Raw genomic sequence first — 18,614 nt, 5'->3', positions numbered from 1 at the left:
CTCTACGTCCGATCTTCGTGCTCGAGGCCGACGAACTGGCCATCTGTGAGGTTGTGGACACCGATGACGTCACGGACACCGCCGGCCGGGGACACGGCGTTGATGTCGGCGGTGATCACGGTCTGGGTGCGGCCCAGGTCCACGAGACGGTCCATCAGGTGAAGCTGGTTCTGGCTTCGCGTCAGGTTGTCCACCCCGCCGACGACCAGCAGCGGCGGACGTCGCAGGTTGCCCACCGCGATACGGAAGAGGGCAGCGGTCAGTTCGGGGAGTTCTTCGACGAACGACTCCATCGCCGGCAGGGGGTACGGGCCGAAGACGGGTCGGCAGATGCGCTCGAGGTCTTCCTCGAGCGCGGGCGTGACCCACTTGTACCAAGGTGCCGACCACCGGATCTGCTCGGTGATGACGTCGCTGACGCGAATGGTCTGTTCGATGTCGTCGACCTCGTCGATCCATGCCACGGCAGCGTTCTTGAACAGATGGTGGGCGTCGTTCGAGCGGTCGAAGGCGACCAACTCGCCTTTCGTCGGGCGCATGCGACCCGCCAGCGTGAGCAACAGTGCGGTTCGGCCGCGGCCCTCCGGCCCGGCGAGGACGGTGACTCCGCCGGTGCGGACCCGGAGGTCGACCGGACCGCAGATGTGGCCCCAGGAAGCATCCACGGAGAGTTCGCGGGCTTCGATCAGGGTTGCGTCCGAGGGGGTGCCGCCAGGCTCCGGGGCGTCACGCATCGCTGCCGCCCGATCCGAAGACCACATCGTCCAACTTTCTCTTGGGGGTCGGTACAACCGACTTGCCTGCCGTACCGCCGGAAGGCAGTACGACAGGCAGGGGTTGAATCAGAGGTTCTTGAAGATCCGCTCGGCGTCGCCCTCGGTCAGTGGGTCCGTGCCGTTGATCAGTCCTTCGGACGGCCGGTCGAATACCCGCACATTTCGGATGATTGTGCGACCGTGAACCGCCACTTTGCTGGACATGAAAGGGAACTTAGCCCAGGGATATCCGGCATTTTCAATGCGACTGCGCAGGCTGTCGTGGAGGATCATGGCACGAAATTCACCTGGCGCCCTGTAACGCCGCCGAGGTTCGGATATCACTGCCCCGCCACCTCCTGCGAACAGCACGTTTGGGGTGATCGGGGGCAATCCTCATGATGTGACCGGAATCGTATGGGTTGCGCTTTTGTTGCTCACTTTCCCCGGGAAGAGAAAGGCCATCTGTGAGTCATCTCCCAAGACGGCACGATATTAATGTTACTCGCGGGTATCGGTAACCGGCGGCCAACTTCTCGTCGACTCAACGTCATCAGAGTGCCTCATGGGATCATCGGACGGATATTTATGGCACATATTGAGCACTCGGGAGATTCGTCGCCGAAGGCCGATCGGATTGGGCTGTCAGAATCTCTTTTCATGACAGATCTCACCCATGGGCATGCCGTGGCGCTCGCCACTGTGCCGAATCTCCGGGACCTCGGTGGTTGGTCGGCTGCCGACGGACGCCGGGTGCGCGCCGGCCTGGTGTTCCGGTCCACCGAGCTGCACCGTCTGGCCGGGGATGACCTGGCGAAGTTCGACGAGTTGGGGATCACAGCCGTCTACGACTTCCGTACCGCTGCAGAGCGGGACGCTGCACCCGACCCGGACCTGCCGGGCGTCACCGACACCCACTTCGACGTCCTGGCCGACTCGTCGACCGCCATGCCGGCCCGTCTCAACGAAGTGTTCGCCGACCCGGCGATGGTCGCCCAGGCCAACAAAGCCCTCGGCGGTGGGCAGGCCGAAGCGATGATGGCGGGTACCTATCGGCAGATCGTGAACCTACCGAGTGCCCGTACGTCCTACCGGAAGTTCTTCGAGGCCCTGGCCGAGCCGGCCGGACCCGGGGCGGCACTGTTCCACTGCACGACCGGCAAGGACCGCACCGGCTGGGGCGCCGCGACGTTCCTCACGGTGCTCGGCGTCGGTCGCGACGAGGTGTTCGAGGACTACCTGCTCACCAACGACGAACTGATCCCGGCACTGCATCCGGTCTTCGCGTCATTCGAGAAGGCCGGCGGTGATCCGGACATCCTGTCGGCGATTCTCGGCGTCCGGCGGCAGTACCTCGAGGATGCGTTCGACGAGATGACCGCCGAGTACGGCGACGTCGAGGGCTACTTCCGCGACGGGCTGGGCCTGGATCCCGCTGTCCCGGAGACACTTCGGACGCGTTATCTGGACCAGTGACACCGATGCCGGGCCGGCGCCGCGATCAGATGTGTTTCGCGGCGTTGGTCCGGATGACCTCACGCAGATAGACGGCCAGCCCGGGTGCCTGTTCGTCGTAGTGCGCGGTGAAGCGCGGGTCGGCGACGTACATGTCGGCGAGTCCGACGTGCATCTCGTGCGAGCAGTCGTAGAACCGCCCGATCTGGGCACGGTGTTCCTCGGCGAGCGCGTCGGCTTCGGCAGATCCGGGTGTCAGTCCCTGGAGCATCGCGTCGGCAAGGCGCCGTTCGAGGTCATCGGTCTCGGCCTTGATGTTGCGCCAGTCCTCCTTCGAGAACCGGGCGACGCGTTTCCGGCTCTCCTGCCACGCATCGGTCTCGCCCCACCGTTGTTCGGCCTCCGCGCTGTACTCTTCGCCGCGCCAGTCGTCGCCGAAGATCTCTCGCTGCTCGGCCGCGGACAGTTGGATTCCGCGTTTCTTCGTGGTCATCATCTCCTCCACCGCTACGACCATCCGGTGCAAGCGATCGATCCGGTCGGTGAGCAGCGCGTGCTGCGTCCGGAGCTGATGCAGTTCGTCCGCATCGGGATCGTCGAGCAGGGTCGCTATCCGCTCGAGTGAGAAGCCCAGTTCGCGGTAGGTCAGGACACGGTAGAGCCGTTCGACGTCGGTGTCGTCGTAGACGCGGTATCCGGCCGTCGTGCGGCGCGACGGTGTCACCAGCCCGATCTGGTCGTAGTGGTGCAGCGTGCGCACGCTGACCCCGACCATCCCCGCGACGGCGCCCACGGTCAGGCCCGGTGGATGATCGCGCTGCGGGTGACGCTTCTCTTCACTCACATGGGCAACCTTGGGGTCTGACGTCGCGTGAGGGTCAAGCCGTCCGGCGAGCGGGTCGGGTCAGGGCGCGAAACCGATGACGGTGGTGTCCTTCTGACAGGCGGCGAGCACGCCCTGCAACTGCGACGGTCCGCATGTCCAGCCGGAGACCGACTGCTGAGTGCCGCTGACGATCTTGGGGCCGTACTCGCCGCCGATCGTCTTCGCCTGGTCGCAATCGACGTCGCCGGCGAGGATCAGAACACGTAGTGCGCCGTCCGGCCCGGGGATGGTGCCGCAGGTGGCGCCGGGGCCGCTCCGGGCGGAATCGTCCGCGTCGGCGCGCGGTGTGACGGATTCGGCACGGGTCGACGCGGGCTTGCGGCCGGCGACCACGGGGGCCGAGGTCGACGGAGCGTCGGCTGGTTGCTCCGCCGCGGGCGCCGCGCTGTTCCCGGCGGTCGCAGACGTGTCGGTGACGTCCTGCTCCTCGCCGCACGCGGACAGCGTGAACAGGGCCAATGACAGGCCGAGAGCGGTGGTGGCGAGCCTGGTCCCGGAGGAGATGGCGCGGCGCGTTCTGCACGACATGGCCCCACCGTATCGAATCGGCGGAACATCGAACCGCGGCGTCCTCGCGGCGTCCGACGGGCCCGACGATCGCGCCGCCGGTTTGGGTGGAGGGCGCCGACCTGGGAGGATGCACCGGTGAGCAGTACCGGAACCGAAGTCACCGACCCCGCCTACACCGTCGGAACCACCCTCCCCGGCACCCGGGGCCGTACCGGGGTGATCGCCACCGCGCACGGCGAGATCCAGACCCCCGCCTTCATCCCGGTGGGTACCAAGGCGACCGTGAAGACCGTCCTGCCCGAGTCGGTCTCCGCGCTGGGCGCGCAGGCGGTCCTCGCGAATGCCTACCACCTCTACCTGCAGCCGGGTCCCGAGATCATCGATCAGGCCGGCGGGCTCGGTGCCTTCATGAACTGGCGGGGTCCGACCTACACCGACAGCGGCGGATTCCAGGTCATGTCGCTCGGCGCCGGCTTCAAGAAGGTCATCGCCATGGAGGTCAGCAACCCCGACGACGAGCTCACCGCCAACGGCAAGGAACGGCTCTCGCGCGTCGATGACGACGGCGTGACGTTCAAGTCGCACCTCGACGGCTCGGCCCATCGCTTCACTCCCGAGGTGTCGATGCAGATCCAGCACCAGCTCGGTGCAGACATCATCTTCGCCTTCGATGAGCTCACCACCCTGATGAACACCCGTGCGTACCAGGAGAGCTCGCTCGAGCGCACCCGACTCTGGGCCCTCCGCTGCCTGGTCGAGCACAACCGCCTGAGCGTCGAACGCGCGCACCGTCCCCAGCAGTCGTTGTGGGGCGTGATCCAGGGAGCCCAGTACGAGGACCTGCGGCGCAAGGCTTCACGCGATCTCGTCGCCCTGAGTGAGGCCGATCGTGACGCGGGCGGAAAGGGATTCGGCGGCTACGGCATCGGCGGCGCGCTCGAGAAGCACAACCTCGGCACGATCGTCGGCTGGGTCAACGACGAACTGCCGGAGGATGCGCCGAAGCATCTGCTGGGCATCAGCGAGCCCGACGACATCTTCACCGCGATAGAGAACGGCGTCGACACCTTCGACTGCGTGTCGCCCACGCGCGTCGCCCGAAACGGCGCGATCTACTCGCTCGACGGCCGGTACAACGTGACGAATGCCAAGTATCGCAATGACTTCCGGCAGCTCGACCCCGAGATCGACAACTACACCTCGCAGTACAGCCGGGCCTACCTCCACCACCTGTTCAAGGCGAAGGAGGGGCTCGGTCCGACGCTCGCGACCCTGCACAACGTGTCGTTCATCGTCACACTCGTCGACCGTGCACGTCAGGCGATCGAGAACGGCACCTACGTCGAGTACCGGGACGAATTCCTGCGTCGCTACTACGGGTCGATGCGAGATTGACCCTGTCCGCGGGAGCGCGGTGGGTCACGTCGGGGAACCGTGCGTGACAGTCGTTCGTTGTGTTCCCATCGCAAGCAGTTGCGAGCCACCCCGAAGACTCGGCACCCTGTAGGGGTATTCGAGTACCAGCGAGAGAGACGATGAGACGCGCAAAGCGCCGAAAACGCCGACGACACCCGTCCGCACCCAGTTCCGAACCGAGTTCGGAACGAGCAGCCCCCTGCGAGATCTTCCCCGACGCCCCGGGCGTCGATCCTGATCGGATGGCGACATGCTGACCGTTCTCGGAATCCTCCTGGGAATCCTGGTGGTCCTCGCGATCACGGCCGTGACCGGCTACTTCGTGGCCCAGGAATTCGGCTTCATGGCGGTCGACCGCTCCCGCCTGAAAGCCCGTGCCGAATCCGGTGACGCCGCCGCGAAACGCGCACTCTCCGTCACCCGGCGCACGTCGTTCATGCTTTCCGGAGCCCAACTCGGCATCACCGTCACCGGCCTGCTCGTCGGTTACGTCGCCGAACCCCTGATCGGTTCCGGGGTCGGTGACCTGCTGAACAACGTCGGCATCCCGGTGGGTGTCGGTGTCGCGATCGGCACGGTCATCGCGATCCTGTTCTCCACGGTCGTGCAGATGGTGTTCGGCGAGCTGTTTCCCAAGAACCTGGCGATCGCCCGGCCGGAACCGGTCGCGCTGTGGCTCGCCCGGTCCACCACTATCTATCTGACCGTCTTCGGCTGGTTGATCGCGTTGTTCGACAAGGCCTCGAATCTGCTGCTGCGCGCCCTGCGGATCGAACCGGTCCACGACGTCGAGCACTCGGCGTCGGTCCGCGACCTCGAACACATAGTCGCCGAGTCGCGTGATGCCGGCGAGCTGCCCGAGGACCTGTCCGTGCTGCTCGACCGCGTTCTCGAGTTTCCCACGCGCACAGCCGAACATGCGATGATCCCGCGGCCGCACACCGACCTGGTCGATGCCGGGCTGCCCGCGTCGGAGGTGCTCGATCGGATGAGTACCGGACACACGCGGTACCCGGTGACCGCCGGTACCGACGACGAGGTGCGCGGAGTGGTTCATCTCCACGATCTGCTCGAGTGGTCGTACGCGCTGAAGAAGGAACCCGCCCGGGCCGACCCGTCGGCCACCGCAGGTGATCTGTGCCGCCGGGCCGTCGTGGTCCCGTCGACGCTGCCGCTGCCGGAGGTGCTGGAGAACCTCTCCACCGCAGACGAGGAGATGGCCATCGTCATCGACGAGTACGGCGGTTTCGCCGGCGTGGTGACCGCCGAGGACATCGCCGAGGAACTGGTCGGCGAGATCGACGACGAACACGATCCCGAGAGCATCGCAACGATCGAGGAGACCGCCGACGGCTGGCGCGTCCGGGGCGACGCCCACGTCGACGAGGTCTCCCGCGCGATCGGTTGGGAACTGCCCGAGGGCGATTACGAGACGATCGCCGGACTGGTGATCGCGGAGTTCGTGGGTCTCCCCGCGGTCGGGGAGACGATGGCGATCAGCATCGACCCCGATCCGGCCGCGCTGTTCGACGACGGTGACGCGCCGCCTCGTGTGGTGCGCGTGCAGGTCCTCGAGGTGGAGAAGCATGTGCCGGCCCTGGTGTCGGTGTCGCGCGGGGCCGAAGTGGGCTCCGACGCAGCAGGATCGGATGCCGGACGGGAGGCCGACAATGGATAACCCGTGGATCGTCGCGGTGATCACCGTCGTGCTCATCGCGGCCAGCGCCTTCTTCGTCGCCGTCGAGTTCGCGTTGATCGCTGCCCGACGCCACCGGCTGGAGGACGAGGCCGCGACGAGCGGCAGCGCCCGGGCGGCCCTCCGCAGCGCGTCGGAGCTGTCCGTGTTGCTCGCGGGTTCGCAGCTCGGCATCACCGTCTGCACACTCGCGTTGGGCTCGGTCACGAAACCTGCTGTGCACCATTGGCTCACGCCGCTGTTCGAGAGCTGGGGCCTGCCCTACTGGTCCGCCGACGTCGTCGGCTTCGTGGTGGCGCTCATCATCGTGACCTTCCTGCACCTGGTGGTCGGCGAGATGGCGCCGAAGTCGTGGGCGATCGCGCACCCGGAGCGGTCGGCGATCGTGCTGGCCCTGCCGATGCGTGCGTTCATGTGGGTGACGCGGCCGGTCATCGTGCAGCTCAACCATCTCGCGAACTGGTGCCTGCGGCGCGTGGGTGTCGAACCCGTGGATCAGGTCGCCACCGGCCAGGACAGTGACGCGTTGCGCCATCTGGTCGAGCACTCGGCGACGGTCGGGACACTCGACGAGCGCTATCACGCGCACCTGACCAGCGCGCTTGAACTCGAGTCGCTGTCCCTCGCGGACGTCGTCACGCCCAATGACATCCTGGCGGCGGTGCCGCCGACCGCGAGCGCTGACGAGATCCAGACGGTCGGACGGGTTTCCGGCCACCTGCGTCTGCTGGTTCGTGACGCCGACGGTGGCCCGGTGCACGGCGTCGTGCATGTGCGCGACAGCCTGCGCGCCGAGCCGGGTGCCACGGCCGCCGACCTCATGCGCCCGGTGTTGCGGATCGAATCCGCACAACCGGTCTACGAGGCTCTCGCCGCCATGCGTGAGAGGCGGGCCCACCTCGCCCTGGTGACGGACTCGGGGCGGGCCATCGGACTGATCACCCTCAACGACCTGCTGCAGAGGTTGCTGGCGACGACGGCGTAGCACTCAGGCAGTGGAGGCCCACTCCGTCGGGCCCAGCAGCCAGGGTTCGCGGGGGAGAGCCTTGGGGACGAAGCGGGCCGCCAGCGTCGGGAGGTCGACGGCTTCGCCGCGTCCGGCGAGACCCAGCGACTGCGCGAGGTGCGAGAGCACGGTGGCTGCCGAGACTCCGGCCGCCGCCAGGTCGGTGAGGGTGACCGCGCCGTCTCGCTTGGAGAGTCGGACGCCGGCGGGGTTGAGCACCATCGGCACGTGTGCGTAGGTCGGTGGCGTCTCGCCGAGCAGTGTCGCGAGGTAGGCCTGACGCGGAGCCGACGACAGCAGGTCGTCGCCGCGGACCACCTGGTCGACACCCTGCGCGGCGTCGTCGACCACGACGGCCAGGTTGTAGGCCGGAGTGCCGTCGTTGCGCTGGATCACGAAGTCGTCGACCATGCCGGTGAAGGTGCCGTGGAGCAGGTCGGTGACCGTGAACTCGGTGGTGTCGGCCAGGATGCGGATCGCGGGCGGCCGTCCGGCGGCGATCTTCTCGGCGCGCTCGGCGTCGGTCAGATGGCGGCAGGTACCGGGGTAGGCGCCGTGCGGCGCGTGGGGAGCGGACGGCGCCTCGAGGATCTCGCGACGCGTGCAGAAGCATTCGAAGGTTCGACCGGCGTCGCGGAGCCGGGCGATGATGTCGCGGTAGATGTCGCGTCGCGCGGTCTGGTAGACGACCGGGATCTCCCAGTCGATACCGAGCGAGGCGAGGTCGGCGAGTTGCCGGGCGTCGGCGCCGGCGACGGCGCGGTCGAGATCTTCCATGCGGATGAGGAAACGGCGACCCGTCGTATGGGCGAACAACCAGGCCAGCATGGCCGTTCGGAGGTTGCCGACGTGGAGGTCGCCCGACGGGGACGGTGCGTACCGGCCCGCTGCGTGCTGTGTCGACATCGCGTCGAGGTTACCGCCTCGGCTCGACGAGCCGCGATGAGAACCGGCGCCGCCGACGGTCTGCCCCTGCGGTGCGTCCCGACGGGCGCGCCGGACCCGACGGTTGTCCCGGAGTTCCGGGCGGATCGTTGCCAGCGCCCGGAGGTGTGAGGAACAGTGAAGCCATGGATCTTCCGGTCATGCCGCCCGTAGCCCCGATGCTGGCCAAGGCGGTCACCGCCGTACCGCCACAGCCCGACGGCGAGACGGTCTGGTCGTATGAACCCAAGTGGGATGGTTTCCGCGCCCTGATCTTCCGCGACGGCGACGAGGTGGCGATCGGTTCTCGCGGCGGGAAGGACCTCGCCCGCTACTTTCCGGAGATCGTGGCGGCGGCGAAGGCGGAGTTGCCCGACCGGGTCGTCCTGGACGGCGAGATCGGGGTACCCGCACTGATCGGTGACACGCACCGTCTCGACTGGGATTCCCTCGCGCAGCGCATTCATCCCGCCGAGTCGCGGGTCAGCATGCTCGCCGAGAAGACGCCCGCCATCTTCATCGGTTTCGACGCACTCGCCCTGGAGTCGACCGCGGTGAACGGGGAACCGTTCGCGGTCCGTCGAGAGGCGTTGTTGCGCGCGGTCGGGCCCGGTGGACGGGACCGGCGGATGCACGTCAGCCGGGTCACCGCCGATCCCGCCGTTGCCGAGGACTGGTTCTCCGCTTTCGAGGGGGCCGGCCTGGACGGGGTCGTGGCCAAACGGCTCGACGGGGTGTACGTCGAGAACAAACGCGAGATGCTGAAGGTCAAACACAAGCGGACCGCGGACTGCGTGATCTTCGGCTATCGGATTCACAAGTCGGGCAGGGGGATCGGCTCGATGCTTCTCGGGCTCTACGGCGACGACGGCGAGTTGCGCATGGTCGGCGGTGCGGGGGCGTTCTCCGATGCCAAACGTGTTGAGCTGCAGGAGATGTTCGAGCCGATGCGGCTCGACCCTGGGAAGCCGGCGCCGGGTGAACCCACCCGGTGGCGGTCGGAGAAGTCGGGGGAGTGGATCCCTATCCGCCCCGAACTGGTCGCGGAGTTCGCCTACGACCAGATGGAGAACCAGCGCTTCCGGCACACCGTGAAGTTCCTGCGCTGGCGGCCGGACCGAGACCCCCAGAGCTGCGGCTATGACCAGCTCGAGGTTCCGCTCACCTACGACCTGCACGACGTCCTGGAAGGGGAATGACCATGGCATCACGTTCTCCCGCTGAAGAACTCGACGTCGCCGGAGTCGCTGTGCGGCTCAGCAACCCGGACAAGATCTATTTCCCCGAACTCGGCGAGAACGGTGGCCGCAAGCGGGATCTCGTGGGGTACTACCGGACCGTCGCACTCGGCGTCGACGACAGCGGCGACGGACCGCTCATGCGCGCGACCCGAGACCGGCCGACGTTCCTGCAACGATTCCCCGACGGCGTCGAGGGGGAGGAGATCTATCAGAAGCACATCGCCAAGAAGCGTCCGGAACACGTGCAGTCCACGCCGATCGTGTTCCCGTCCAAGCGGACCGGGGACGCCATCCGTCCCACGGTGCCTGCGGATCTGGTGTGGGCGGCCAATCTCGGCACCGTCACCTTCCACACCTGGCCGACCCTGCATCCGGACAACGACCATCCCGATCAGCTCCGCATCGACCTCGACCCGCAACCCGGCACGACGTTCGACGATGTGCGGCGCGTGGCGATCGACGGCTTGCGGCCGCTGCTCGACGAACTCGGCTTCACCGGCTTCGTGAAGACCTCCGGTGGCCGGGGAATTCACGTGTACGTCCCCATCGAACCCCGGTGGGACTTCATCGCCACCAGGCGCTGTGTCATTGCGCTCGCACGTGAACTCGAACGCCGGGACGCGGACCACGTCACCACGTCATGGTGGAAAGAGGAACGGGGGGAACGGATCTTCATCGACTTCAACCAGAACGCCCGTGACCGCACGATGGCCTCGCCCTACTCGGTACGACGCAGTGCGACCGGACGCGTGTCGACGCCGGTGACGTGGGCCGAACTCGAAGACGTCGATCCCGACGACTGCACCATGGCGACGGTCCCGAACCTGCTCGAGGACCGCGGTGATCCGTGGGTCGACATCGCCGATCACCGCCGTGGCATCGAGAAGTTGCTCGAGATGGTGCAGACGGATGACGCAAACGGCCTCGGTGACATGCCTTATCCGCCCAGCTACCCGAAGATGCCGGGCGAGCCGCCACGCGTGCAGCCCAGCAAGAAGGTCGCGGAGCACTGGGACGAGAAGGGCAACCGACGCTCCGACGCGTGAGTCGCTGCAGACGCGTATGACGTTGTGCCCGGTTTCCGGGTTCAACGTCATACGGAAGGTTCTCCGGTCAGCGGCGCAGCGCCTCCGCCGCCCACTCGGCGAAGGTCTGCCACTCGATTTCGGGGAACCGGCGATGCAGCCCAGGGATGTCCACCTCGTACCCGCGGTCACCGAGGAAGGCGAACATCGCGCTCAGGTCGGCTGACGGGATGCGTTCGGGGTCATAGGATTCCGCACTCACGGTGGTGCCCAGCACGTCGCCTACGGCCCGCGCCATCTCGGCGGGCGTCAGCTCGTCGGAGGCGATGTCGATGCGTTCACCGGCATGCGCACCCGGGTCCTGGAACAGCGTCGCCACGAAACGACCGAGGTCGCGACGTGAGAGTTGTTGCAGCGGTTTGTCGGCGGGCATCGCGATCGGCATGACCCCGGCGGCGAGGGCGTCGGCACCGGCGAGCAGGTTGTCGTAGAAGTAGGCCGGCCCCACGATCGTGTGCGGGATGCCGGTGCCGGCGAGCATTTTCTCCACCTCGAACTTGGAGTCGAAGTGAGGGACACCGGTGTCGCGGTCGGCGGAGGCCACCGACGAGAAGACGAGATAGGGGAGCGAGGCCGCGGTCGCCGCCTCGATCAGCGCGGTGCCCTGGGCGACCTCGGCGTCGACGCCGGACTCGAAGGGCGTCGTCAGCGCGAAGGCGCCCGCCGCGCCGGTGAACGCATCGGTTAGGCCTACGCCGCTGACGATGTCACCGACGGCGAGTTCCACGCCGCGATCGGCGAGCACCGCCGCTTTCGACGACACGGCGTCGCGGACGAGTGCGCGCACTGCGACACCGGCCTCGAGCAGCGCGTCGAGCACCGCGCCGCCCTGACCGCCGGTGGCTCCGATGACGACGACGGGAGAGGAATCGGACATGCCCCCGACCCTAGTGCGGTTCGCGTGACCGGCAAGCGGGTTTGGGTGTGGGCGTGCCCGGCGGCTATCATCTCGTCGTTGGAGGATTCGCCTAGTGGCCTATGGCGCTCGCCTGGAACGCGGGTTGGGTTAACAGCCCTCAGGGGTTCGAATCCCCTATCCTCCGCCACCGAAGGTCCGTGGTGCACTCCCGCAAGGGGGTCGCACCGCGGACCTTCGTCGTATCTCCGGTTCGTAACCCGCCAGGACCTGCGCGGAGGTGCCCGCCGCGACGTCGCGAAGACCCGGTGTCGCCCAGCCGTGAACCCTCGCTACACTGGACGACGGATCCCGCGCGGCGTGCATCCTGTGAACTCCCCCAGGGCCGGAAGGCAGCAAGGGTCAACGGGCTCTCTCGGGTGCGCGGGGTCCCCTATATCCCCGATTCATTTTTCCAGGTCTGTGTCGTCGGACACCCGCGCCGGCGTCCAGCGCGAGAGGTCCAACGTTGAATTTCCACTCGATGAGTGCCGACCAACTACGTGACACCCAGGCGGACCTGAAGAAGCGCTACGACGAGCTGGCCGCCCTGGGTCTCGAGCTCGATCTCACGCGCGGCAAGCCGGCTCCCGAACAGCTGGATCTGTCCAACGCGCTGCTGTCCCTGCCCGGCGACGACTACCGCGACGGCAACGGCACCGACACCCGCAACTACGGCGGCCTCGTCGGATTGCCCGAGCTGCGCGAGATCTTCGGTGAGCTCCTCGCCGTCGACCCGAAGAACCTGATCGCGTTCGGCAACTCCAGCCTCGAACTCATGCACGACCTCACGGTCTTCGGCCTGCTGCACGGCACCGTCGATTCCGACGAACCGTGGGGCCGCCAGAAGATCAAGTTCCTGTGCCCGGCCCCCGGATACGACCGGCACTTCGCGATCACCGAGAGCTTCGGCATCGAGATGATCCCGGTGCCGATGCTCCCGGACGGTCCAGATGTCCGGCTCTGCGCCGAGCTCGTCGCCAACGACCCGAGCATCAAGGGTCTGTGGGCGGTGCCCACCTACTCCAACCCGACCGGCGTCACGTTCTCCGAAGAGGTGACACGCGGCCTGCTCGCGATGCCGGCCGCCCCCGACTTCCGTATCTACTGGGACAACGCCTACGCGGTTCACACCCTGGTCGATGCCGCGCCGACGCAGCTGCCTGTCCTCGAGATGGCCGCCGAGGCCGGGCACCCCAATCGCGTGTACGTCCTCGGCTCGACGTCGAAGATCACGTTCGCGGGTGGCGGCGTGTCGTTCTTCGGGTCGTCGGACGAGAACATCGCCTGGTTCAGCAAGTACCTCGGCTTCAAGACCATCGGTCCGGACAAGGTCAACCAGCTGCGTCACCTCAAGTTCTTCGGTGACGCCGACGGCGTGCGCGCCCACATGGCCCGCCACCGCGAGATCCTGGCGCCGAAGTTCAAGCTGGTGCTCGACATCCTCGAGGATCGGCTGGCCGAGTCGAAGGTCGCTTCGTGGTCGGAGCCCGAGGGCGGCTACTTCATCAGCCTCGACGTCGTCGACGGCGCGGCCCGACGCACCATCGAACTGGCGAAACAAGCCGGGATCGCCCTGACCGGTGCCGGATCCGCGTTCCCCTACAAGACCGATCCGCACGACCGGAACATCCGTCTGGCGCCGACCTTCCCGAACACCGACGACCTGCGGGCCGCGATGGACGGGGTCGCGACGTGCGTGCTCCTCGCGTCGGCCGAGACCCTGCTGGCGGAGCGCAACTGAGCCACTCGTCTCGCCGACACGCCGCATCGAAACGCCCACGCAACGTTAGATAGCTCTCATTCGGCGGGAGTGAACCGGTATGCACCGATCCATATGCCACTCTTGTAAATCGTGAATCTGCCCAGGCCGGTTCTTCTCGCATCCGGTTTCGCCATCGTCGGGGTCATCGCTCTGGCACTCCAGGATGTCGTCGTGCCCTGGGGAGCCCAGTTCTGGGGTCTGCTCAACAATCAGATCGACCTGGCCGTGTATCGGCAGGGAGCTCAAGCCGTCACCGAGGGTGCCAGCCTCTACGACGTCAAGATGATCGGCGACCTCGACTACACGTACTCGCCGTTCTCGGCGTTGCTCTTCACACCTCTCGCGTGGATCTCGTTCGACGTGGCGCGATGGCTGTGGACCGCGGGCATCGTGGTCGCCCTCTACCTCGTCGTCATGCTGAGCTTCCGCAGCCTGGGCCGGCCGGTCACGTGGACGCTGCGCGTGATCGCGATGGCGCTGGTCGCGGTGGCGATGCTGCTCGAACCCGTCCGGACGACCATCTGGTACGGCCAGATCAACGTCTTCCTGATGCTGCTGATCCTGGCGGACCTCACCCGTCCCGACACCAGCAAGACCAAGGGCATCGGCACCGGTATCGCCGCGGGAATCAAACTGACGCCGCTGATCTTCGCCGGTTACTACGCGGTGCAACGCAATTGGCGAGCGTTCTTCGGGGTCATCGGCGGATTCGCCATGACGGTGGCGATCGGCTTCATCGCGCTTCCGCGTGACTCGTGGGCCTACTGGACCGGCAAGCTGTTCCAGTCCGACCGTGTCGGCTCGGCGCAGCTGCGCGGCAACCAGTCGATCCGCGGGATGCTCGCGAACCACCTCGACACCGACGATCCGTCGACTCTCCTGTGGGCCGCACTGGTCGTGACCGCCCTCGTCGCCGGTTTCGCGGTCGCCGCCTACGCCCATCGCCGAGGGCAGGAACTGGTGGCGATCAGCATCGTCGGCATGACCGCATGTGTGGTCTCGCCGATGTCGTGGGGTCACCACTGGGTCTGGTTCGTGCCGATCGTGGTGGCCGGCGTCCACCTGGCTCTCGACACCCGACGCACCCAGGTCGAACGTGGCCTGGCGGCAGCATCCGCCACGGCCGTCGTGCTGCTGGCGTTCGCGTGGCCGACGCATGTCCCGGGGCTCCTGCCCGACGCCTACTACACGGGTCTCTACGTGAAGACGCGGGTCACCTGGCTCAACTGGTTCACCGTCAGCCCGTATCTGTGGGCGTATCTCGGGATTCTGATCGCGACGGTCGTCGCCCTCCGGTTCTTCGGTTCCCGTTCGGCCACCGAGTCCGACCCGGCTGCAGTCATCGCTCCCGGGGTCGCGGTAGCGGGCATCGCCGATGGCGGATTGCCCACCGATCAGGCCGACGGTGGCAGCTCCCAGGCTGTCGAACCGTCCGTCCGGACCCACGCCGACCACGTGGATCTGTCCGACGAGATGGTCGATGACCTGGTCGGAACCGCCGGCGAGCTGATGGGTGACGCACCCGAGACAGGGGCATCGCCCGCAGTGTGAGGCAGGCGCATCCGATGTCACGGGTCGCCGGTACTCTCGACGCGTGGCTCTGTATCGCACCTATCGCCCGGCTACCTTCGCCGACGTCGTGGGGCAGGAGCACGTCACCGATCCGTTGAGCCGTGCCCTCGACTCCGGGCGCATCAACCACGCGTACCTCTTCTCTGGTCCGCGCGGCTGTGGCAAGACGTCGTCGGCGCGAATCCTGGCGCGGTCGTTGAACTGTGCCGAAGGCCCTACCTCGCGGCCCTGCGGCACGTGCTCGTCGTGCGTGGCGCTCGCTCCCGGTGGACCAGGCAATCTCGACGTCATCGAACTCGACGCGGCCAGCCACGGCGGCGTCGACGACACCCGCGAGTTGCGTGACCGCGCGTTCTACGCGCCGGCCGAGTCGCGTTATCGCGTGTTCATCGTCGACGAGGCACACATGGTGACCAACGCCGGCTTCAACGCACTGCTCAAGATCGTCGAGGAGCCGCCGGAGCATCTCATCTTCGTGTTCGCGACGACCGAGCCGGAGAAGGTGCTGCCGACGATCCGCTCGCGCACGCACCACTATCCGTTCCGTCTGCTCGCCCCGCCGGTCATGCGCGGTCTGCTGGAGAAGATCTGCGAGCGCGAGGGTGTGACGGTCGCACCCGAGGTCTACCCACTGGTCATCCGTGCCGGTGGGGGTTCGCCGCGTGACTCGCTGTCGATCCTCGATCAGCTCCTCGCCGGCGCCGACGACCAGGGCGTCGCCTACGAGCGTGCACTCGCGCTGCTCGGTGTCACCGACATCGCCCTCATCGACACCGCCGTCGACGCATTGGCGTCGGCCGACGGCGCGGCGTTGTTCGGGGCCGTCGAGAAGGTCGTCGACGCGGGTCACGATCCCCGCCGTTTCGCGGTCGACCTCCTCGAACGACTCCGCGACCTGATCCTGCTGCAGGCCGTTCCCGATGCTGCCGACCGTGGGCTCGTCGAGGCGCCGGGCGATCAGCTCGCACGCATGCAGAGTCAGATCGAGACGCTCGGTCCCGCCTCGTTGACGCGCTTCGCCGAGATCGTGCACGACGCCCTCGGCGAGATGCGCGGCACCACGTCGCCGCGCCTCCTCCTCGAGGTGATGTGCGCGCGCATGTTGCTGCCCGCGGTGTCGAACGACGACGCCGCTCTGCTGCAGCGGCTCGAGCGTCTGGAATCGGGGATCGGTTCGACGTCGATCCCGGTGCCGGCGAAACCCGCTGAGCCAGAACCGGAACCGAAGTTCGTGCGCCCGTCGCAGCGTAAGGCGATGGAAGAGGCGAAGGCGGCTGAAGAGGCCCGTCGCGCCGCGGCGGAGGAAGCCGAGGCCGATGTCGCCGTCGTGGCACCGACGCCCCCGCCCCCGACGCCCCCGGCGCCGATGCCGACACCGCCGACACCAACCGCGCCGGAGCCTGTCGCGCCGGCACCCGAGCCCGTGGCCGCTGAACCCGTCGCCGCTGAACCCGTGGCCGCTGACCCGGTTTTCGAGACACCTGTGGTCGAGGAGTCGGTCGTTGCGGAGCCGGTCGTTGCCGATCCAGTCGCGCTGATGGCCGACGTCGAGGACACCACCGACGACGCGGACATGCTCGAGGAGCTGAGTGTCGAGGAGCCTGCGCTCGACGCCCTCCCCGACCCGGATGCGCTCGATCTCGGGGACCTCGAATCCGCAGACGTCGAAGCTCCGGACGCCGAAGCTCCGGACGCCGACGCTCCAGACACCGACGCTCCAGACACCGAAGCTCCGGACGCCGAGGCGCCGACGCTCGATCTCCCCGTCGCCGCAGTCGAGTCGCCGGTCGAGGCAGAGGCAACAGCGCCGCCGGCGCCGGAACCCGTGCGGACCGACGTCACCCCCTCAGTCCGGAACGGCGGCACCCCGACGGCGCCGGAGCCACCGTCGCGCGCACGGGGGGCCGAACCGGCCACGGAACCCGCCCCCGAGCCGGGGCAGTCGGTCCACTTCGACGACATCCCGTTGCCGGACGAGCCGGTCGACGAGTACTCGGTCCCGCCGCCCGACGCGATGCCGGTGCGGGCGAAGGTGCCTGAGCCGAAACCGGAACCGGAGCCCGAACCTGCTCCCTCCGGTGGACTCGACGCCGACGCCGTCCGCACGCGGTACCCGGAGATCCGGGCAGCGGTCCGCGAGCGTTCCAAGAGTCTCGAGCCGATGTTGTCGGCGGCGGTCATCGCCGATCTGGAGGGCACCACGGTGGTCCTGGCGCATCCGGTCGAGGTGCTCGTCGGACGACTCTCCGCGCCGCATGCGGTCACCATCATCCGTGAGGCACTCGCCGAGGTCTTCGGCACACCGCTCGACGTGCGGACGGTCCACCAGGCCCCGGGCACTGCAGTCGCGCCGTCGGTGGCCGGCGGCGGGCAGCCGACGAAACCGCAGGCCAAGCCCCGGCAGTCGTACTCGCGGCCGAGTCGTGCCCGGGACCAGTCGGTGGCCACGGCCCCCGCGCCCGAGCCGGTGGCCGAACCGGAGGAGCCCGAGCCGCCACGCGCGGACGAGGACATCCCCGACGAGGAGCGGGCCGAGATGGTCGCCGATGCGAGGACGGGAGCGCCCGAACAGCGCCTGGATCCCGACCTGGTGGCCCTCGAGCTGCTCAAGTCGGAACTCGGGGCACGGCCGATCGAGTGACCGTCGTGATCACGGGCTGGTAGAACGCAGACATGCGATTGCGATCGGTTCTACGTCTGGTCATGACGCCGGCTGCGGCGACGGTGGCTCTCATGCTGTCGATGGCCGGTGCCGAAGCGGCACCCAACGGATCGCCGTCGACGCCACGGCAGACCGTCGACCAACAGGCGCGTTCCCTCGGACTGGTGGACGTGAAGACCGTCGTCGCGGACGCGGTGCTGGATCTGCGGTACGCGACCACCGACAACTTCGTCGGTGAGCAGCTGTACCCGCGCAACGCCCGCTGTCTGGTCCATGAGTCGATGGCTCCGGGCCTGCGGACCGCGGCCCGGAGGCTGCGGGCCCGTGGCGAGACCCTGGTGTTCTGGGACTGCTATCGGCCGCATTCGGTGCAGCAGCGCATGTTCCGGAAAGTGCCCGATCCGGCGTGGGTCGCGGCACCCGGCCCCTATTCGACCAGCCACGAATCCGGGCGCTCGGTCGACGTCACGCTGGCGGTCCGCAACCCGAGCTGTCCGGCTCCGCGTAAGGTCGGCGACCTCTGCCGTATCGACATGGGCACCGACTTCGACTCGTTCACTCCACGCGCGACCGCATTTGCAACGCAAGGGGTTTCGGTGTCTGCGCAGGCCGCGCGGGCTGGGCTGCGCCGGGCGATGGCCGCCGGGGGACTGAGCGTCTACTCCGGCGAATGGTGGCACTTCGACGGACCAGGCGCGGACGTCCGCCGGCCGATCATCGACGTCCCCCTCACCTGAGACCTTCGA

Annotated in this window: 16 protein-coding genes, 1 tRNA gene and 1 other RNA gene; 12 read left to right on the top strand and 6 right to left on the bottom strand. The window is 67.6% G+C overall.

Annotation, left to right across the window (positions count from 1 at the left end; all coding sequences use genetic code 11):
* Positions 1 to 2 precede the first annotated feature (2 nt).
* Entirely contained in the window at positions 3 to 734 is a 732-nt protein-coding gene (locus tag GOAMI_RS04365; RefSeq protein ID WP_006435182.1) for an ATP-binding cassette domain-containing protein, read from the bottom strand.
* 108 nt (positions 735 to 842) lie between these two features.
* On the bottom strand, positions 843 to 1,049 hold the full coding sequence (locus GOAMI_RS22990; protein WP_006435181.1) for a hypothetical protein: 207 nt from the start codon (positions 1,047 to 1,049) through the stop codon (positions 843 to 845).
* Between the two features lie 366 nt (positions 1,050 to 1,415).
* On the opposite strand from GOAMI_RS22990, the gene GOAMI_RS04360 reads away from it, so the two are divergent.
* On the top strand, positions 1,416 to 2,231 hold the full coding sequence (locus GOAMI_RS04360) for a tyrosine-protein phosphatase (protein ID WP_006435180.1): 816 nt from the start codon (positions 1,416 to 1,418) through the stop codon (positions 2,229 to 2,231).
* 25 nt (positions 2,232 to 2,256) lie between these two features.
* Here the strand turns inward: GOAMI_RS04360 and GOAMI_RS04355 are convergent, their stop codons facing one another.
* Positions 2,257 to 3,054, bottom strand: a complete 798-nt coding sequence (locus GOAMI_RS04355; RefSeq protein WP_006435179.1) for a MerR family transcriptional regulator — start codon at positions 3,052 to 3,054, stop codon at positions 2,257 to 2,259.
* Between the two features lie 60 nt (positions 3,055 to 3,114).
* Positions 3,115 to 3,624, bottom strand: a complete 510-nt coding sequence (locus GOAMI_RS04350) for a hypothetical protein (RefSeq protein WP_006435178.1) — start codon at positions 3,622 to 3,624, stop codon at positions 3,115 to 3,117.
* A gap of 117 nt (positions 3,625 to 3,741) precedes the next feature.
* Here GOAMI_RS04350 and tgt point away from each other — a divergent pair, with 117 nt between their 5' ends.
* The 3 genes from tgt (at position 3,742) to GOAMI_RS04335 (ending at position 7,703) form a co-directional block, all read left to right on the top strand.
* Entirely contained in the window at positions 3,742 to 5,001 is a 1,260-nt protein-coding gene (gene tgt, locus GOAMI_RS04345) for a tRNA guanosine(34) transglycosylase Tgt (protein ID WP_006435177.1), read from the top strand.
* A gap of 271 nt (positions 5,002 to 5,272) precedes the next feature.
* Positions 5,273 to 6,700, top strand: coding sequence for a hemolysin family protein (locus GOAMI_RS04340; RefSeq protein WP_006435176.1), 1,428 nt, complete (start codon positions 5,273 to 5,275; stop codon positions 6,698 to 6,700).
* The gene (locus GOAMI_RS04335; protein WP_006435175.1) at positions 6,693 to 7,703 is read left to right on the top strand and encodes a hemolysin family protein; all 1,011 of its coding nucleotides are present in this window, start codon (positions 6,693 to 6,695) and stop codon (positions 7,701 to 7,703) included. Before GOAMI_RS04340 ends, GOAMI_RS04335 begins: the two co-directional genes overlap by 8 nt.
* 3 nt (positions 7,704 to 7,706) lie before the next feature.
* Here GOAMI_RS04335 and gluQRS read toward each other — a convergent pair whose 3' ends face one another.
* Positions 7,707 to 8,630 (bottom strand): tRNA glutamyl-Q(34) synthetase GluQRS, encoded by a 924-nt coding sequence (gene gluQRS / locus GOAMI_RS04330; RefSeq protein ID WP_006435174.1) that lies wholly within the window; start codon positions 8,628 to 8,630, stop codon positions 7,707 to 7,709.
* Positions 8,631 to 8,794: 164 nt separating this feature from the next.
* On the opposite strand from gluQRS, the gene GOAMI_RS04325 reads away from it, so the two are divergent.
* Positions 8,795 to 9,847, top strand: a complete 1,053-nt coding sequence (locus GOAMI_RS04325; RefSeq protein ID WP_006435172.1) for an ATP-dependent DNA ligase — start codon at positions 8,795 to 8,797, stop codon at positions 9,845 to 9,847.
* Between the two features lie 2 nt (positions 9,848 to 9,849).
* Positions 9,850 to 10,935: a DNA polymerase domain-containing protein gene (locus tag GOAMI_RS04320; protein WP_024499601.1), complete on the top strand. Its 1,086-nt coding sequence runs from the start codon at positions 9,850 to 9,852 to the stop codon at positions 10,933 to 10,935.
* Between the two features lie 67 nt (positions 10,936 to 11,002).
* Here the strand turns inward: GOAMI_RS04320 and GOAMI_RS04315 are convergent, their stop codons facing one another.
* Positions 11,003 to 11,851 (bottom strand): NmrA/HSCARG family protein, encoded by an 849-nt coding sequence (locus GOAMI_RS04315; RefSeq protein ID WP_006435170.1) that lies wholly within the window; start codon positions 11,849 to 11,851, stop codon positions 11,003 to 11,005.
* A gap of 80 nt (positions 11,852 to 11,931) precedes the next feature.
* On the opposite strand from GOAMI_RS04315, the gene GOAMI_RS04310 reads away from it, so the two are divergent.
* The 6 genes from GOAMI_RS04310 to GOAMI_RS04290 all read left to right on the top strand — a co-directional run bounded on the left by GOAMI_RS04310 (position 11,932) and on the right by GOAMI_RS04290 (position 18,605).
* Positions 11,932 to 12,020: transfer RNA gene (locus GOAMI_RS04310), tRNA-Ser, on the top strand.
* 153 nt (positions 12,021 to 12,173) lie between these two features.
* Positions 12,174 to 12,268, top strand: an RNA gene (gene ffs, locus GOAMI_RS22475) — signal recognition particle sRNA small type.
* A 70-nt stretch (positions 12,269 to 12,338) separates the two neighbouring features.
* Positions 12,339 to 13,613 (top strand): aspartate aminotransferase type Ic, encoded by a 1,275-nt coding sequence (locus GOAMI_RS04305; protein WP_006435169.1) that lies wholly within the window; start codon positions 12,339 to 12,341, stop codon positions 13,611 to 13,613.
* A 111-nt stretch (positions 13,614 to 13,724) separates the two neighbouring features.
* On the top strand, positions 13,725 to 15,185 hold the full coding sequence (locus GOAMI_RS04300; protein ID WP_006435168.1) for a glycosyltransferase 87 family protein: 1,461 nt from the start codon (positions 13,725 to 13,727) through the stop codon (positions 15,183 to 15,185).
* 43 nt (positions 15,186 to 15,228) lie between these two features.
* Complete coding sequence (locus GOAMI_RS04295; RefSeq protein ID WP_006435167.1) at positions 15,229 to 17,847, top strand: DNA polymerase III subunit gamma and tau; 2,619 nt, start codon at positions 15,229 to 15,231, stop codon at positions 17,845 to 17,847.
* 32 nt (positions 17,848 to 17,879) lie between these two features.
* Positions 17,880 to 18,605, top strand: a complete 726-nt coding sequence (locus GOAMI_RS04290) for a M15 family metallopeptidase (protein WP_006435166.1) — start codon at positions 17,880 to 17,882, stop codon at positions 18,603 to 18,605.
* The last annotated feature ends 9 nt before the right edge of the window (positions 18,606 to 18,614 follow it).

Source organism: Gordonia amicalis NBRC 100051 = JCM 11271 (assembly GCF_000332995.1).
Lineage (GTDB): Bacteria > Actinomycetota > Actinomycetes > Mycobacteriales > Mycobacteriaceae > Gordonia > Gordonia amicalis.
This window is presented reverse-complemented; position numbering and strand designations above follow the sequence as displayed.

Bases quoted from the DNA above. Each gene is read 5' to 3' on its own strand.
- GOAMI_RS04365 (WP_006435182.1), bottom strand. From the start codon at position 734: ATGCGTGACGCCCCGGAGCCTGGCGGCACCCCCTCGGACGCAACCCTG.
- GOAMI_RS22990 (WP_006435181.1), bottom strand. From the start codon at position 1,049: ATGATCCTCCACGACAGCCTGCGCAGTCGCATTGAAAATGCCGGATAT.
- GOAMI_RS04360 (WP_006435180.1), top strand. From the start codon at position 1,416: ATGACAGATCTCACCCATGGGCATGCCGTGGCGCTCGCCACTGTGCCG.
- GOAMI_RS04350 (WP_006435178.1), bottom strand. From the start codon at position 3,624: ATGTCGTGCAGAACGCGCCGCGCCATCTCCTCCGGGACCAGGCTCGCC.
- GOAMI_RS04340 (WP_006435176.1), top strand. From the start codon at position 5,273: ATGCTGACCGTTCTCGGAATCCTCCTGGGAATCCTGGTGGTCCTCGCG.
- GOAMI_RS04335 (WP_006435175.1), top strand. From the start codon at position 6,693: ATGGATAACCCGTGGATCGTCGCGGTGATCACCGTCGTGCTCATCGCG.
- gluQRS (WP_006435174.1), bottom strand. From the start codon at position 8,630: ATGTCGACACAGCACGCAGCGGGCCGGTACGCACCGTCCCCGTCGGGC.
- GOAMI_RS04325 (WP_006435172.1), top strand. From the start codon at position 8,795: ATGGATCTTCCGGTCATGCCGCCCGTAGCCCCGATGCTGGCCAAGGCG.
- GOAMI_RS04320 (WP_024499601.1), top strand. From the start codon at position 9,850: ATGGCATCACGTTCTCCCGCTGAAGAACTCGACGTCGCCGGAGTCGCT.
- GOAMI_RS04315 (WP_006435170.1), bottom strand. From the start codon at position 11,851: ATGTCCGATTCCTCTCCCGTCGTCGTCATCGGAGCCACCGGCGGTCAG.
- GOAMI_RS04290 (WP_006435166.1), top strand. From the start codon at position 17,880: ATGCGATTGCGATCGGTTCTACGTCTGGTCATGACGCCGGCTGCGGCG.